General features: G+C 70.7%; 12 protein-coding genes and 1 pseudogene. 7 read left to right on the forward strand and 6 right to left on the reverse strand.

What is annotated here, in order from left to right; translation table 11 throughout:
• Positions 1-64 precede the first annotated feature (64 nt).
• Positions 65-199 (forward strand): annotated as a pseudogene (locus ABTZ99_RS16945) (DUF397 domain-containing protein); the annotation flags it as partial.
• A 78-nt stretch (positions 200-277) separates the two neighbouring features.
• Here ABTZ99_RS16945 and ABTZ99_RS16950 read toward each other — a convergent pair.
• Both ABTZ99_RS16950 and ABTZ99_RS16955 read right to left on the reverse strand, forming a co-directional pair.
• Positions 278-3433, reverse strand: a complete 3156-nt coding sequence (locus ABTZ99_RS16950) for an NACHT domain-containing protein (protein ID WP_499612130.1) — start codon at positions 3431-3433, stop codon at positions 278-280.
• A gap of 153 nt (positions 3434-3586) precedes the next feature.
• The gene (locus ABTZ99_RS16955) at positions 3587-4627 is read right to left on the reverse strand and encodes a serine hydrolase (RefSeq protein WP_499612131.1); all 1041 of its coding nucleotides are present in this window, start codon (positions 4625-4627) and stop codon (positions 3587-3589) included.
• A 99-nt stretch (positions 4628-4726) separates the two neighbouring features.
• Here ABTZ99_RS16955 and ABTZ99_RS16960 point away from each other — a divergent pair, with 99 nt between their 5' ends.
• A complete protein-coding gene (locus ABTZ99_RS16960; RefSeq protein ID WP_498776887.1) occupies positions 4727-5434 on the forward strand; it encodes an SDR family oxidoreductase in 708 nt (235 codons plus the stop codon).
• Here ABTZ99_RS16960 and ABTZ99_RS16965 read toward each other — a convergent pair.
• Positions 5388-6344 carry a helix-turn-helix transcriptional regulator gene (locus ABTZ99_RS16965; protein ID WP_498776889.1) on the reverse strand — a complete coding sequence of 319 codons (957 nt, stop codon included), beginning with the start codon at positions 6342-6344 and terminating at the stop codon, positions 5388-5390. The genes ABTZ99_RS16960 and ABTZ99_RS16965 overlap by 47 nt on opposite strands.
• A gap of 42 nt (positions 6345-6386) precedes the next feature.
• On the opposite strand from ABTZ99_RS16965, the gene ABTZ99_RS16970 reads away from it, so the two are divergent.
• Positions 6387-7031 carry an alpha/beta fold hydrolase gene (locus tag ABTZ99_RS16970; protein WP_499612134.1) on the forward strand — a complete coding sequence of 215 codons (645 nt, stop codon included), beginning with the start codon at positions 6387-6389 and terminating at the stop codon, positions 7029-7031.
• Positions 7032-7064: 33 nt separating this feature from the next.
• Complete coding sequence (locus tag ABTZ99_RS16975; RefSeq protein ID WP_498776894.1) at positions 7065-7796, forward strand: maleylpyruvate isomerase family mycothiol-dependent enzyme; 732 nt, start codon at positions 7065-7067, stop codon at positions 7794-7796.
• A 96-nt stretch (positions 7797-7892) separates the two neighbouring features.
• Here the strand turns inward: ABTZ99_RS16975 and ABTZ99_RS16980 are convergent, their stop codons facing one another.
• Positions 7893-10718, reverse strand: a complete 2826-nt coding sequence (locus ABTZ99_RS16980) for a glycoside hydrolase family 9 protein (RefSeq protein WP_499612136.1) — start codon at positions 10716-10718, stop codon at positions 7893-7895.
• A 300-nt stretch (positions 10719-11018) separates the two neighbouring features.
• On the opposite strand from ABTZ99_RS16980, the gene ABTZ99_RS16985 reads away from it, so the two are divergent.
• A complete protein-coding gene (locus tag ABTZ99_RS16985) occupies positions 11019-11885 on the forward strand; it encodes an LLM class flavin-dependent oxidoreductase (protein ID WP_499612138.1) in 867 nt (288 codons plus the stop codon).
• Complete coding sequence (locus ABTZ99_RS16990) at positions 11885-12781, forward strand: alpha/beta fold hydrolase (protein WP_498776900.1); 897 nt, start codon at positions 11885-11887, stop codon at positions 12779-12781. The genes ABTZ99_RS16985 and ABTZ99_RS16990 overlap by 1 nt, the downstream gene beginning before the upstream one ends.
• A gap of 7 nt (positions 12782-12788) precedes the next feature.
• Here ABTZ99_RS16990 and ABTZ99_RS16995 read toward each other — a convergent pair whose 3' ends face one another.
• Complete coding sequence (locus tag ABTZ99_RS16995) at positions 12789-13298, reverse strand: carboxymuconolactone decarboxylase family protein (RefSeq protein WP_498776902.1); 510 nt, start codon at positions 13296-13298, stop codon at positions 12789-12791.
• A 458-nt stretch (positions 13299-13756) separates the two neighbouring features.
• On the opposite strand from ABTZ99_RS16995, the gene ABTZ99_RS17000 reads away from it, so the two are divergent.
• Positions 13757-14824 carry a glycoside hydrolase family 19 protein gene (locus tag ABTZ99_RS17000; RefSeq protein ID WP_499612140.1) on the forward strand — a complete coding sequence of 356 codons (1068 nt, stop codon included), beginning with the start codon at positions 13757-13759 and terminating at the stop codon, positions 14822-14824.
• Positions 14825-14862: 38 nt separating this feature from the next.
• On the opposite strand, the gene ABTZ99_RS17005 is transcribed toward ABTZ99_RS17000, so the two are convergent.
• Positions 14863-15693 (reverse strand): alpha/beta fold hydrolase, encoded by an 831-nt coding sequence (locus ABTZ99_RS17005; RefSeq protein WP_499612142.1) that lies wholly within the window; start codon positions 15691-15693, stop codon positions 14863-14865.
• Positions 15694-15698 lie beyond the last annotated feature (5 nt).

Below are 15698 nucleotides of genomic sequence, written 5' to 3' on the forward strand. Positions count from 1 at the left end.
CTCTGACGACTCGGTCGCGTTGATCGCCGGGATCGCCAGTACCAAAGGGAAGGTTCGGGCGCAGATGAAGCACGGGGATCTGGCGAATGCGGCTTGGCGCAAGAGCAGCTTCAACGGCAGCGGCGAGTCCTGTGTCGAGGTGGTGCCGGTGGGCGAGGGGATCGCCGCGCGCGACTCCAATAATTCGGCCGGACCGACGCTGTCGTTCAAGCTGGGCAGTGGCGGAAGGTCCTCGCCGGACTCGACAACGGCCGGAGACGCGAAGCGCGTCCCAGCACTATGCGGGGCGGGCTCGGTGGTTGATCGCGACACCATTGACGAACACCGTTCCCCGATGCCCGAGGTCCGTCAGCACGGATCTGGTCGCTTCGGCGTACGCGTGGTCGTGCCACCGCATCTCGCAGTGGATGGCTGGCAGTGATGGTGACGGGCTGAAGACGCCGAGGTGCAATTCCACCCCGCTAGGCACCTGCCCGGCGATCTGAGCTAGGCCGACAAGAAGGGACGGGTGGCGGTACAGACTTGGGTCGCCCTTCAAGAGTCGTTCCCGTAGGAGATCGTCGGCGATCAGTATGTGCAAGCTTTCCAGTGCGGGCATTGTCCTAATTACGTCGAGTTCGGCTTGGCTCGGCCAGCCGACGAGGCTGAGGTGTCTGATACCTTCGCCTCCTCGGAGCGCGGTCAACGTTGGCCGCTGCCAGGTGGCGGGTACCGAGCGAACCGCTGCCGACTCGTAGGCGTCCATAGGGTTTCCTGCACCGACCAGTCGGAGGTGGCGGACAGTCGGACCAAGATTGGTGGGATCAGCTTCCTCGTCGATCACAAGCGGCCCGATCGTCAGCTTTTCGACGCTCGGCAGCATCAAGAGAGATTCGGTGTCCGTCAAGGGCATCCCGTGGAGGTCCAGTTGGCGCAGCGGAATCCTGGCCAAATCGTGCAGCCCGTTCGCGCAGACCACATCGACCAGTTTGAGAGTGTGGAGCCGCGGGTGGTGTCCGAGGTTGTTCAGGAGCACGGGGTCGCTTGGGCGATCACTGGAGATGCAGAGGCTAGTGAGTGAGTCGACGTGTTTGAGCGACTTGACCTGCTCGTTCGTTCCTGTCCAGACCATGACGTCGGTCAGATCCATACTGTGCAGGACTGTGCGCGCGTAATCACCAGCGTCGCAATCCGGCCAGGCGCGAGCGAGTCGCTTTCGGATGTCGAGGTCTGGCAGGGCGGCGAAGCGCGACAAGACCGGCAGTGCCTCGACGCCACCGATTCCCTGTACGACCAGCAGCATCCGGCGAAGCACCACCGGTCCAAGTGATTCGAGGCTCGGCACGAGATCGAGCACCAGATCGCCCGCTCTGATCAGCGCCTTCGCCCGCTGGCTACTGGTAGGCGGGATCATAAGCTCTGTTCTCTGCCGAACCAGCGCTGCGGTGTCCTGGCTCAGGTAAGAGGCGTTGTCCAAGCACGTGGCGGCCAACAGGTGCAGGCGGTATTTCAGCTTACGGTCCCGGTCGCCCCGCTCGATTAGACCGTTGATGATCCGCTCACGTTCACGCCGGTTCGCGTGGCCCACAACCATGGGCACGACCTCGCGCCACTGATCCTTCTCGGCGTGTTCGAGCAGAAAGTCGATGTCGTCGAGGTCCAGCACGGCCTGCGCGGCCAGGTACTCCTGGAACGTGCGGTGCAGAAAGTCGGCCCGCTGCGTCGACACCATTTGGAGCACACCGGACCGCAGCACCAGGTACTCGGCCAGCTCTGCCGAGGTGGCCTTGAGCTGGTGCATCCCGCGCCGTTCGTGGTCGATCCGCTTCTCAACCTCCTCACGGGTAACGTCGAGGCGATTGTTCCTGATCATCCAGTAGGCGAGGTGGGCCAGCAGCATCTCCTGATCACGCCGCGCGATCTCGTCGATGAACGTCGGTACGTGGCGCTGCCGATCCCGCTCGGAGAGCAGCATCTCCAGAGCCGCCCGGTACAGTTCCATGCGGTCGCGCGGCAGCTCGCGCAGCCGATCGAGGTGCAGTGCGCAGATGAGCGCACAGAGCAGTGGGTTAGTGGCGAGCTTGCGCAGGTCGCGCCGCTTCCCCAAGGTACGCTGGAGATCGCTCTGTAGTCGGGTGACCTCGTCCGCGTCATCGGCCGACTCTGCGAGGTCCCGCATCGTCCCGTGCCAGTGCGCGATGAAATCGTCGATGTCGGACATGTCCATTGGCAGGATGCGGAAGCTTCTGAACTCGGCGTCCACTAGCCAGTTCGCCGAGGCGGCAGGAGGGCGGGACGTGACGACGCAGTGGTTTCCGGTGAACTGGGTGGTGAGGTCGTCCAGCCACTCCTGAACTGCTGGGCGCTGGTCCTCCGGCAGCTCGTCCACACCGTCCACGAGCACGAGCGCTCGCCTGTCCCGCAGCACCGACCGCACCCACCCGACGGGCGCGTCCAGCGCGAGGTCCGAGCTGATCTGCTCGACGAACTGGTCGACAACGGGCAGCGGTCGGCCCGCGAAATTCCGCAGGCGGATGAAGAAGGGTACCTTGCCGGTGAGTTCGGGCACCTCAGCCGAACCGCTTGCGACCATCGTGGCGATCCACTGGAGCAGCGTGGTCTTGCCCGAGCCCGCCTCACCCCGGACCAGCAGACGGGGATGGGTGGCGAGGACCCGGGAGAGACGCACCTTGACGTCGGGCTGAACTTCGGCCGTGCGTTCAGCCCGAGGCTCGGTCAGGTCGACGGACCTGCTGATCTCCGGCGTGCCGCTGAGGCTGATGTACGCGGTGCTCAGCGGGTACTGGGACTGGATGCGGCCCAGGCGCACGCCGAAGAGGCGGAGCTTGCGCAGCTTGCCCACGACCGCCTCGCGGTAGCGGGCCTCGAACTCCGAGGGTACGACGCGGTCCGCGAGCGCCCTGCCGATGTCGCCGGTGCGGCGGATCAGCTCCACGTCCACCCGTGCGGAGAACGAGGGGCGGGAGCTGAAGAACTCGACCAGATGCATCGAGCAGGCCAGCAGCACCACGTGGTACGCGTCGAGGGCGTCATCGACCAGCTCCTCGGTCCGCACGCGGTCAGGGTCGTTGTCGATGAGCTTCCTCGCCAAGCGCTCGGCGTCGAGGTCGGCTTCCAGGGCGATGCCGACGTCGAGCGGCGCGCTGCGGCGCAGCGTCTCCTGGACCGCCTCCACGGCGGCGTTCCACTCGCCCACCGCCAGCCTGGCGAACTCCTTCTCCCGGAACTCCGCTAGCTGGTCGACGACCTTGGTGGCGAACTCCTCGACGCGCTCTCGGTCGATGTGCGACAGCGGGGGCTTGCCGGGCAACCGCACTAGCGGGTCCATCCGGACCGGCTCGGAGACGGTGTCGGCCCCGGTGAGCCGTTGCATTGCCTTGGCCAGGTGCCCGATGACCGGTCCGACCGGTCGTAAGAGGTCCCCCGCGTCCATCGAACTCCCCCAAACCGGACAGGTCCGTGCTTCTCCGACCACGTCCGCAGGTGAGGTGGCCGAGTGGGCCAGGACCGTAACACGCATGGCGCGGAACGAATCCGTGCCCGTGTCCTCCCTGCGCGGGGGAGGCCACGGGCACGGTTACCATGATCAGCCGCCGTTGCCCGGGCGGTACGGCTGGGTGCGGTAGGTGCGCGGGGTGTTCGCGGTGATGCGGAGGACCGAGTCGTACAGCGTGCGGCCCAGGGCGGCGCGTGCGCGCAGGGCGGGGTGGGTGGTGCTGTAGTTGTCGGCGTTGGCCGCCTGGTCACCGGCGAACTGGCCGGACGCGAACAGCGCGTAGGTGATGATCGGCTTGCCCGCCGCGTCGAACACGATGCCGGCCTCGTTGCGGCCGTCGTTGAACCAACCGGCCTTGGTCGCCACGTTCAACCGCTCCGCCGACGACAGGTTGAGCCGGATCCCGTCCGTGAACGACGTCAGCGACCGCAGCACCTTCAGCAGGTGCTCGGTGGACGCCGCCGACAGCAGCTGACCCGCGGCCAGCTTCTGGAGCAGCGTGAACGTCTCCCGGGGCGTGGTGGTGCCCAGGAAGAACCGGTTCGGGTTCGCCACCGGCACGACCTGCGTGTGCACGAAACCCTTGGAGCGCAGGATCTCGTTCAGCTCCAACGCGGGCACGACCAGGCCGCACAGCCGCACCGCCGTGTTGTCCGAGACCGTCAGCAACGCCGCCAGCGCGTGCCCGACCGTCACCGAGCTCGGGTAGGCCCCGTCGAGCCCGAAGATCCCGTCGGTGTCCTGGATGACGATCGCCTGCGTGACGTCGACCCGCTGGTCCAGCGTGATCAGGCCGCGGTCGACCTTGTCCAGCACGGCCACCGCGACCGCGATCTTGTTCACGCTGTACGCCTCGACCACCCGGTCGGCCTCGACCTCGACGGCGGGCTTCACCGTGCCGTCCGGGTCGGCCACGCCGATGTAGGACGACCACGTGCCACGCGCGCGCGAGACCAGCGCGGAGTACTTCCACGCGATCTTGCGGCGTGCCTGGTCAGCCGTGGTCGGGATCAACGCGTCCCACTCCGCCTCGGTCGTCTGCGCCTGCGCCGCACCGGCGGTCGTGCCGAGCACGGCGCCGGCCGCCGCGACCGAGCCCAGCCCGAGCGCGAACCTGCGGTTGATGTTCATGTGCCCCCAATCAGTGGATACGCCCCTTGAGACGCCCCAACTGGCCCAAATGTTGCTCCGAACCGGTGAACCCGATCTAACCAGCGGTAATCTGCGGCCATGGCGCAAGGGGTGTTCGTGGTGACCGGGGCCAGTCGGGGCATCGGCGCGGCGACCGCCCGCCTGGCCGCCGAAGCGGGGTACCGGCTGGTCCTCACGGCCCGGGACGCGTCCCGGCTGGCCGAGCTCGCGGCCCGGATCGGCGGGTCCGACCGGGTGTGGGTGGCCTCGTGCGACGTGCGGGTGTACGACGAGGTCGCGGCGCTGATGGGCCGGGTCGAGGAGGAGTGGGGGAGCGTCGACGTCGTGTTCGCCAACGCGGGCGCGAGCGTGACGACCTCGTTCACCTCGACCGACGGCGCGCCGCCCGCCGAGTGGAGCGACATGGTGCTGACCAACGTGTGCGGCCCCGCGTTCACCGCGCGGGCGGCGATGCCCGCGTTGATGCGCCACGCCGGCCACCTGGTGCTCACCGGGTCGGCGGCCGGTCGCGGCGTGCGGCCGGGGAACCTCTACTCGGCCACCAAGTGGGCGGTGACGGGGCTGGCGCAGGCGATCCGCGCCGAGTGCGTCGGCACGGGCGTCCGCGTCACGCTCGTGCAGCCCGGCCTGACCGACACCGGCGGCATCCCGCCGTCGCGCGCCGCCGACCCGAAGCTCGCGCCGGAGGACGTGGCCCGCGCCGTGCTGTACGCGGTGGGCCAACCTCCGTCGGTGGACGTCAACGAGATCCTGGTGCGCCCGGTCGGCCAGGACGCCTACCGGTGAGCCCGGACCCGGCCGCGCGCAACGCGGCCAGCACCTCGGGCGTCGCGTCGAGCGCGTAGTCCGCGCCGAGCAGCAGCAGGTCCGCGGCCACGTGCTCGATCTCGTCGGCGCCCAACCGCACCCGGCACGTCCGGTCGTCGATCGGCTCGACCCGGCCCGGCAGCGCCACCACCAGCCGTGACCGCACGACGTCCGCCGGCGCGTCGACCACCGCCGTGCACGTGTAGCGGTACGGGGCGGCGGTCAGCGAGCGCGCCACGTACGTGGCCGGGTCCTCGGGCGGCTCACGCGGCGTGAAGCGGCGGCCGGTGGCCCGCGGCGCGCCCATCCGGTCCACCCGGAACGTCCGCCAGTCCTCCCGCGCCGGGTCGTAGGCCAGCAGGTACCAGCGCCGGTAGGCGGTCACCAGGCTGCGCGGCTCCACCCGCCGCTCCTGCCCGCGGTGCGTGAACGCGACCACCTCGTGGTCCCGGCACGCCGTCGCCAGCACGCCCAGCGCCGCCGGGTCGGACACCGGGCCGGCCACCGCCATGACCGCGATGGCGTCCCGCACCGCCGCGATCCGCTGCCGCAGCCTGGACGGCAGCACCTGCTCCAGCTTCGCCAACGCCCTGGTCGACGACTCCTCGATGCCCTGCACGCCCGCCGCCGTGCGCAGGCCGACGGCCACCGCCACCGCCTCGTCGTCGTCCAGCAGCAACGGCGGCAGGTTGCGGCCCGACGCGAGCCGGTAGCCGCCGGCGGCGCCGGTCGTGCCGTCGACCGGGTAGCCCAGCTCGCGCAGCCGCTCGACGTCGCGGCGCACGGTCCGGTCCGTGACGCCGAGCCGCTCGGCCAGCTCCGACCCCGTCCAGTCACGCCTGCCCTGCATCAGGGACAGCAGGCGCAGCATCCTCCCCGGCATCGTCATCACGGACACCCTATGTCCTAAAGGGCTCCTAGCGTGGTGGCCATGACGACTTACGTGCTCATCCCCGGCGCCTGCCACGGCGGGTGGTACTACGACCCGATCTCCGAACGGCTGCGGGCCGAGGGCCACCAGGTGCACGCGGTCACGTTGAGCACCGGTCGGGTCAACCTGGACGACCACGTGGCCGAGGTGCTGGACCTGGTCGAGCGGCACGACCTGCGTGACGTCGTGCTCGTCGGGCACAGCTACGGCGGCATGGTGACCACCACCGTCGCCGACCGCGTGCCCGACCGGATCGCGACCCTGGTGTACGTGGACGCGTTCGTGCCGCGTGACGGCGAGTCCGCGTACGACATCGTGCACGGGGACTGGCGCAAGTGGTACGTCGAGGGCGCGGCGGGGGACGGGTTCTCCATGGCGCCGCTGCCGATCTTCGACGAGCGCGCCACGGCCCACCCGCTGGCCACCCTGCTGCAACGGGCGTCGATCACCGGCGCCGTCGACCGGGTGACCGACCGGCGGTACCTGTTCATGGCCGACTTCCCGGACAGCCCGCTGGCCGGCACCTACGAACGGTTGCGCGACGACCCGGGCTGGCACGTCGAGGCGTGGCCCGCCGGGCACAACGTGCTGCGCGACGCGCCGGAGCGGTTCCTGGAGGCGCTGAAGTCCGCAAGAAAACAATAACAGTGTGATCCATAGACGCTCTAGCGTGGACGGATGAAGGTCCACGACATGCTCGTTGAAGAGCGGCGTCGGATGGCGGACCTCCTCGACGGGCTGGACGCGGGCCAACTGGCCACGCCCAGCCTCTCGGCGGGGTGGACCGTGCACGACATCGGCGCCCACCTGATCACGTACCTGAAGTTCGGCCAGCTCAAGCTGTACTGGGGCATCGTCTCCATGGCGGCCGACTTCGACCGGCTCAACCGGGAGCTCACCGCCAAGGCGGCCCGGATGCCCACCTCGGAGATCACCGCGCGGCTGCGCCGGTGGTCGACGTCGAAGACGACCATCCCGCGGTCGGGCTACGACCCCGTGCTGGCCGACATCCTGCTGCACGACTACGACGTCCGCCTGCCGCTGGGCATCGAGCGCGACATGCCGGAGGACCGGCTGTGGGTGGCGTTCCAGCACCTGGCGGCCAAGCCGTCGCCGGGGTACGCGATGGGCTCCCGGCTGGCGGGCCTGCGGCTGGAGGCCGTGGACACCGGCTGGGCGTCCGGCAGCGGTGCGGTGGTGCGCGGGGACGCCGAGTCGCTGGTGCTGGCGATGAGCGGCCGCGCGGTGGGGCTCGACGCGCTGGAGGGCGACGGCGTGCCGCTGCTGCGGGAACGCGTCGCCGCGCCGCCGCCGCGCGGACCGCTGGAGCGGCTGAAGACCGTGCTCAACGTCGTGGTCGACCCGCCGCCCGCGGACCGCCGTTCCCGCGACGCCGTCGGCGGTTCCTGACACCCAGGGAAAAGCGAACCGGTGGCGGGGTCCGTGGGGACCCCGCCACCGGTCATGCGGTCGGTCCGTGGTGCCGGACCGCCCGTTCTGGTCGGATCACCCCACGGTGCAGGGGTTACCGTTCACGCGGAAGTCGGTCGGCGGGGTCGTCGTGCCCGACCCCGAGGAGTTGAAGCCGACGTTGACCGAACCGCCGACCGGCACGTTGGCGTTCCACCCGACGTTCGTCGCGGACGCCGCCTGACCCGACTGGGCCCACGTGGCCGACCAGCCCTGCGTGATCTTCTGGTTGCCCGGCATGGTGAACTCCAGCTTCCACGACGTCCACGCCGACGGGCTGGTGTTCGTCACGGTGATGTTCACCGACATGCCCGTGGACCAGGTCGAGGCGCGCCAGACCACCTTGCAGTAGTTGGCCGACACGTCCGGCTTGGTCCGCACGCTCACCTGCGGCGACATGCCCGAGCGCAGGTTCGCGCCGTTCTTCGCGATGACGGCGAACTGGTAGGCCGTGTCCGGCCGCAGGCCCGTCAGCGTCGCCGTCGGCGAGGTGACCGTGGCGACGACGCGCAGCGCGTCACCCTCGACGGAGATGACGTCGTACTCCTTGACGCCGCTCTCCGGGTCGGTGGACGCCGTCCACGTCAGCTTCGTGCCCGTCGTGGTGGTGTCGGAGGCCACCGGGGTGCCTGGGGTCGACGGCGCGGTGGTGTCGACCGGCGGGGCGGTCGTGACCTTCTCCGCGGCCCAGCTGGCGATCCACGCGAACGCGGAGTTCCAGTTGACCGTGACCTCGTTCACCGAGTACGCCTCGATGTGGTCCACGAAGCACTTCTGCGCCTTGCAGCCCGTGAGCAGGCGCGCCGCGATCGGGTCCTGCAACGCGCTGTTCGGACCACCCGAGAGCGCGCCGGGCGGCGCGGTCGGCAGGGTCGGCTCCAGCTGGTTCGCCCAGTGCCGGTGGTGCACGTTCTTCACCGGCTGCTCGCCGTAGCCCGAGACGTACGAGTACGACATCGGGTTGCGGCCCAGCAGGTAGTTCAGGCCCTGGAACACGCCCGCGCGGTACTTGGCCGCGCCGGTGAAGTCGTGCGCCAGCGCGAGCACCGAGATGTTGTTCGCGACGAGGCCGTTGGAACCCCAGTCGTAGCCCTCGGTCGGGCGGTACGGCGCGGGGTAGCCCTGGGTCGACATCTGCGACAGGTGGGCGTCCGCGACCGTGGTGAACGCCGACTTGATCGCGGTGATGTCCGAGGCGGGCAGACCGTTGGGCACGAGCGCCAGCGTGATGTCGCCCAGCGGGCCGGTGGAGCCCCAGTCGAAGCCGCGCGCCGTCAGGCTCTTGCCCTTGAAGTGCGTCGACGACGTGAGGTCGCTGCGGTAGGAGGACTCACCGGTGGTGGTGAACATCTCCGCCGCGGCCCAGTAGAACTCGTCGGTCAGCGTGGCGTCGCTGTAGGAGCCGCCGCCGGTGCCGTCGTTCGGGTCGGCGATCTTGTTCGGGTTCGCCTTCGCCGCCGCGTACGCCTTGGTGGCCGCCGCGAGCGCCTTCGCCGAGAACGCCGGGTCGATCGTCTTCCAGATGCGGGCCGCCTGCGCCGCCACCGCGGCCGTGTTCAGCGTCGCCGCCGTGCTGGTCGCGGAGAGGCGACGGGCCTGCGGGTCCTGGTGGGGGAGCAGCGGCAGGCCGGTCCAGTTCTGGTCGTGGATCTTGTGGTGCACCATGCCGTCGGGCGCCTGCATCTTCAGCAGGAACTCGACCTCCCAGCGCGCCTCGTCCAGGATGTCCGGCACCCCGTTGGCCTTCTCCGGGATGTTCAGCTTGCCGTCGCCGAGCGTGGCCGCGTCGCCGATCAGCTTCGCGCGCTCGTAGGTGTTGAGCACCTGCCACGCGGAGATGCCGCCGTTGACGACGTACTTGCCGTGGTCGCCCGCGTCGTACCAGCCGCCGCGCACGTCGAGCGTGTAGCCGCACGTGATGGTCGCGAGGCAGGGGACGTTGTCGTCACCCTGGTTCGGCGCGACGTTGAGGTGGCCGGCGGGGCGCGCGTACTGCTCGCCCACGTACTGCGCCTCGATCGGGATGCCGCTGCGGTTGTGGTAGAAGTACGCCAGCGCGTCGTACCGCAGCTTCTTGATCTCGTCCGTCGCGATGTCGAACGGGAAGCTGGTCTCGGTGCCGACGGTCAGCGTGTAGCCGGTGCCCGCCGTGTCGAACGACGAGAAGTCGATCAGGTGCGTGGAGTCGCCGGACTCGGCGTCCAGGCCCTTCGGCGTCGTCTGGCCCGAGGCCACCGTCGTGCCCGCGGAGTTCTTCAACGCCCACGGCTGCGCGGTGGTCGCGTCCGAGGTCAGGGTCGCGTGCTTGGGCAGGCCCGGCACGTAGGCGACCTGGTTGACGTTGATCTTCTTCGCCGGGTTGGCCGGGTCGCCGCCCGGCGGCTTCACGCCGCCGATGAGGGAGACGTTGTCCACGCAGACCGTCGTGTCGGCCGCCACGGCGCCCAGGTGGAACGTCACCTGGCCATTGCCCGCGTCGGGGAAGTCCAGCGTGGAGGTGAACGTGAAGGTGAAGCGCTGCTTCGTGGTGGTCAGCGCGATGTCCTGCTTCGCGATCGTCCGGTAGGGGCTCACGCCCTCACCGGCCGCCGCAGCCGCCGGCCGGGCGACCGAGGCGTAGGCGTCGAAGGACATCGTGTAGGACTGGCCCGCCTCGAACGGCACGCCGTTCTGGCCGATCAGCGAGTCCCACGGGTTGACCGTGCCGCCGGTGACCGTGGCGCACAGCTCGCCGTTCGTGACGCGGTTCGACACGCCCGCGCTGGCCCACCACGGGTCGGCCGAGCCGCTGCTGAACGTGCCGTTGACCAGCCGTTCGTAGTCCGCCGCGTAGGCCGTTCCGGACGCTAGCGCGCCGCTCACCGCCACTAGTGCGAGGGCCGCGGTGGCCTGGCGGCGCCACCGGGGAGAAGGAAGCGATCTCATGGACTTGGGTCTCCTCCGTCTGCTCTGACGGTTGACGACGCTTCTGGGAGCGCTCCCTGGGAGCGCTCCCAGGGACTCTAGAGTGACTCGGCTTACATTCACAACCCTCGATTTGACCTCTAGTTAGCTGGAGGTCACACAGTGTGAGCGCCAACTTCGGTCGCTTTTCGGGGATGAGGTGCGCGTAATGCGTTCGACGGGGTTCGACGGGATGAGCGCTGCCGTCGCGGTGGCACGATGACGCACGTCGGGATCACGTTGCCGGGCTTCGGGACCGATGCGGTGGAGCACGCGCAGCACGCCGAGGGGCTGGGGCTGGAGTCGGTGTGGCACGGCGACCACCTGATCCCGGTGAACCCGTTCCTGGACTCGACGTTGGTGCTCGCGACGGTCGCCGCCACCACCAATCGGATCAAGCTGGGGTTCGGCGTGATGGTCCTGCCGCTTCGGCCGGTCGCCTGGGCGGCCAAGCAGGTCGCCACCCTGCAGCACCTGTCCGGGGAACGGGTGCTGCTCGGCGTCGGCACCGGCGGCGACGCGCACGGCGAGGCGGCGTGGCGCGCGGTCGACGTGCCGTTCGCGGAACGCGGCCGGCGGGCGGACGCGGCGCTGGCCGTGCTGCCGGGCCTGGTGCGGGGCGAGGCGGCGTCGGTGCACGGCGCGGACGTCGTGCTGTCGCCGGGCGCGGCGATGCCGCCGGTGCTCGTCGGCGGTGGCGGCACCGCCGCGCTGCGGCGGGCGGCGCGGTTCGGCGACCACTGGTACCCGGCGTTCGTGCCGTTCCGCGTGGTGTCGTCGGGCACGGCGCGGTTGCGGGAGCTGGCCGGGGAGCACGGGCGGCCGGTGTGCGGGGTGACGGTCGGGGTGAGCGTGGCGCTGGGCGACGTGCCCGCGTCCGTGGTGGAGCACCGGATCCGGTCGATGACCGACTACGGGCTGACCGAGGGGCAGGCGCGGGAGGTGCTCGTGACCGGGTCGGTCGAACGGGCCCGCGACCACTTCGGGCGGCTGGCGGAGGCGGGCGCGGACCGGGTGGTCGCGATGCCGTTCACCGAAGACCGGTTCCGGCAGGCCGAGCTCGTCGCACGGGCTACGGTGGCGTGATGACCGAGAGGATCTTGCGGGCCAACGGCGTCGACCTGTGCGTGGAGACCTTCGGCGCGCCGGCGGACCCGGCGGTGCTGCTCATCGCCGGCGCGACGGGGTCGATGCTGTCGTGGGCCGACGGGTTCTGCGCGCGGCTGGCGGACGGCGGGCGCTACGTCATCCGGTACGACCACCGCGACACCGGTCGGTCGCTGACCTACCCGCCGGGCGAGCCGGGCTACGGGTTCGCGGACCTGGCGGCGGACGCGGTCGGCGTGCTGGATGCCCTGGCGGTGGCGCGGGCGAACGTCGTCGGCATCTCGATGGGCGGTGGGCTCGCGCAGCTCCTCGCGCTCGACTTCGCCGACCGGGTGGCGTCGCTGACGCTGATCGCCACCAGCCCGGCGGGCCCGAACGCGCCGGGCCTGCCGCCCATGTCGCCCGCGTTGCAGGCGCACTTCGCCGCCGGCGCCCCACCCGCGCCCGAGTGGACCGACCGCGCCGCCGTGGTCGAGCACCTGGCGACGGCGGACCGGCCCTACGCCGGACCGCGTCCGGTGGACCTGGACGCGGCGCGCGCGACGGCGGGGCGCGTGTTCGACCGGGCGCGGGACATCGCGTCGAGCGCCAACCACTTCCAGGCCGGCGGCGGTGAGTCGTGGCGCGCCCGGTTGGGCACGATCTCGGCGCCGACGCTGGTGGTGCACGGCGACGTGGACCCGCTGACCCCGCCGGGGCACGGCGAGGCGATGGCGCGGGAGGTGCCCGGCGCGCGGTTGCTGCTGCTGGAGGACTGCGGCCACGAGTTGCCGCCGGGTGTCTGGGACGTGGTCGTGCCGGCGATCGTGGAGCACACCGACCTGGCCGGGCCGTCACCCGAGGAGGTGGCGGCGCGGAGCCTGCGGCTCGGCTGACTCCCGCTCAGCCGCGGTCGATGATCGCGGCGTAGCCGTGGGGCACGATGCGCTCGGCCATCTGCCGGTACGCCTCCGGGTCGTCGGGCGCCCACGTGGCCAACCCGTCGACGTAGCGGTTGGCCGCGCAGAACATCGCGGCGATCAGCACGGTGTCGTGCACCTCGATGTCCGTGGCGCCCTGCTCCTTCGCCTTGGCGATCAACTCGGCCGTCACCGCGCGCCCGCTCTCGGTCACCGCCGTGGCGATGTCCAGCAACGCCAGCATCTTCGGCGTGTGCTCGTAGTCCTCGGGCAGTTGGGCGGCGGCGAAGGCGCCGTGGGAACCCGCGCAGAACTTGCACTTGTTCAACTCGGAGACGTGCGCGGCGATCAGCTCGCGCTCGCCGCGGGACAGGTCGCTCGGGCCGCGCAGCATCACCTCGGTGAGCTCGGTGAGCGGTCGGCCCGTCTCGGGGCGGTAGTTCATCAGCCCGGCCATCCCGGGCAGGTCGTTGTGCAGCTCGATGTGCGGCATGTGATCAGTGTTCCGAGCGCTGGGCACCCCGGTCGAGCGGCGATCGGGCGAAAACAAAACACAGTTATGTTACGTGTTCGCCCGACTCGCCGCCCCGGTTCACCTGAACGGGCGGTGCGTGCCGCGTCCGAGTGCGTGTCAGGCGCAGGCGTCGCGGTCGACCTGGTAGGCCGGGGCGTTCCGCTCGGCGCGCACCGGCGTGGTGGAGATCGCTGTGGCGACACGGTGTGGGCCGGGTCGCAAGCGGAGTGCTCGACCGAGTCCTGTCCTTTGTGGATGAACGGGATAGGCGTGACCCGCTGCCCGGGCGGTGGTGCCGCCGTTCGTGTGAGCGCTCCCACGACGCGGGGCAAGAATGTGCGAGTAGTTCGCGTTCACCCTTGACTGGTGTAGACCATTTCCGGTTGAGTGGCCCCCGTCACACGTCCGAGGGCGCTCGAACGGAAAAGAGTGATCTTGTGTCGAGATTCCGCGTAGTGGCGGCGATCGCCGCTTTCGTGGTCGGGGCGGCGCTGACCGTCGTGGTGGCCAACACCGCCGCCGCGGCCGCCTGTGCGTCCGCTTGGACCCCGTCGGCCGTCTACACCGACGGCATGACGGCGTCGCACGCCGGGCACAACTGGCAGGCCAAGTGGTGGACCCAGAACGAGACCCCGGGCTCGGCCGCGGTCTGGGCCGACCAGGGCGCCTGCGGCGGTGGCACGACGCCGCCGCCCGCCTGCGACTACCCGGCGTGGGTGCAGGGCCAGTGGTACACCGCCGGCAGCATCGTGCGCTACACCGACGGCAAGTACTACATCGCCGAGCACGACAACCCGGGCTACGACCCGGTCATCAGCACCTGGTACTGGAACCCCCACAACTGCGGCTCGACCCCGACCACCACGACCACCACGCCCGCGCCGGGCGGCTTCGTGGTGAGCGAGGCGCAGTTCCGGCAGATGTTCCCGAACCGGAACCCCTTCTACACCTACGCCGGGCTCACGGCCGCGCTCGGCGCGTACCCCGGTTTCGCCAAGACCGGCTCGGACACCGTCCGCAAGCAGGAGGCGGCGGCGTTCCTGGCCAACGCCAACCACGAGACCGGCGGGCTGGTGCACATCGTCGAGCAGAACCAGGCGAACTACCCGCACTACTGCGACGCGGGCCAGCCCTACGGCTGCCCGGCCGGCCAGGCGGCCTACTACGGTCGCGGTCCCATCCAGCTCAGCTGGAACTTCAACTACAAGGCGGCGGGCGACGCGCTCGGCCTGCCGCTGCTGACCAACCCGTGGCTGGTGCAGAACGACGCCTCGGTGGCCTGGAAGACCGCCCTCTGGTACTGGAACACGCAGTCCGGTCCGGGCACGATGACCCCGCACAACGCGATGGTCAACGGCTACGGCTTCGGCGAGACGATCCGCAGCATCAACGGGTCGCTGGAGTGCGGCGGGCGCAACCCGGCGCAGGTCCAGAGCCGGGTCGACGCCTACCAGCGGTTCGTCGGCATCCTCGGCGTGCCGGCGGGCGCCAACCTGTACTGCTGAGGTGGTGACGGGGGTCGCGCGGCGGCCCCCGTCCCGCATCACCGGTCCAGGTGCGCGAGCACGGCCCACCCGAACGACCCCGGCGACTCGACCCACGGCAGGTGGCCCGCGCCGGGCAGCACGACCCGCGCCACGTCCGGCAGCGCGGCGGCCAGCGAGTCCACCGCCCACCGGGGCCGCACGTCCGCCGCGCCGTCCACGATCAGCGTCGGCACGGGCAGGTCGCGGCAGCGGGCGATCATCTCCTCCTCGTCCCGCTCGCGGGCTTCCGCGTTCAACGCGGCGTTGGCCTCCTCGTTCACGCCGAACCACGGCGTGGTCAACTCCTCGGCCCGCTGCCGCGCCGTGGCCGGGTCGGCGAAGTCCGCCGTCCACCGGCGGACCGCCGCGTCACGCCCGACCTGGCCCGGGACGTCCGGCCCGAGCCGTTCGGCGAGGTTGCGCCGGTACTCCTCGCGCCACCGCCGGCCCAACCCGGTGCCGGAGACGTAGACCAGCGACGAGACCCGGTCGGGGTGGGCCAGCGCGTAGTGCAGCGCCACGTCCGCGCCCCAGGAGTGGCCGAGCAGGGCCATCTTCGACAGTCCGAAGTGGACTCGGACGGCGTCGAGGTCGGCGAGCGTCCGGGCTGTCGAGTACGGCCCCTCGCGCTCGGACCGGCCACCGCCGCGCTGGTCCCAGCGGATCACCCGCACCCGGTCGGCCAGCAGGGCGGCGAGCCCGTCGAGCACGTCCCACAGCCCGGGGCCGCCGTGGCACAGCACGAGCGGCTCGCCTCGCCCCCAGTCGCCTCGCCCCGAGTCTGCACGCCCCGAGTCGACAGCCCACAACACGCGGCCGTCGTCCGCGATGACCTTGTGCTCCTCCATGCAGC

The organism is Actinosynnema sp. NPDC002837, from assembly GCF_040295345.1.
Lineage (GTDB): Bacteria > Actinomycetota > Actinomycetes > Mycobacteriales > Pseudonocardiaceae > Actinosynnema.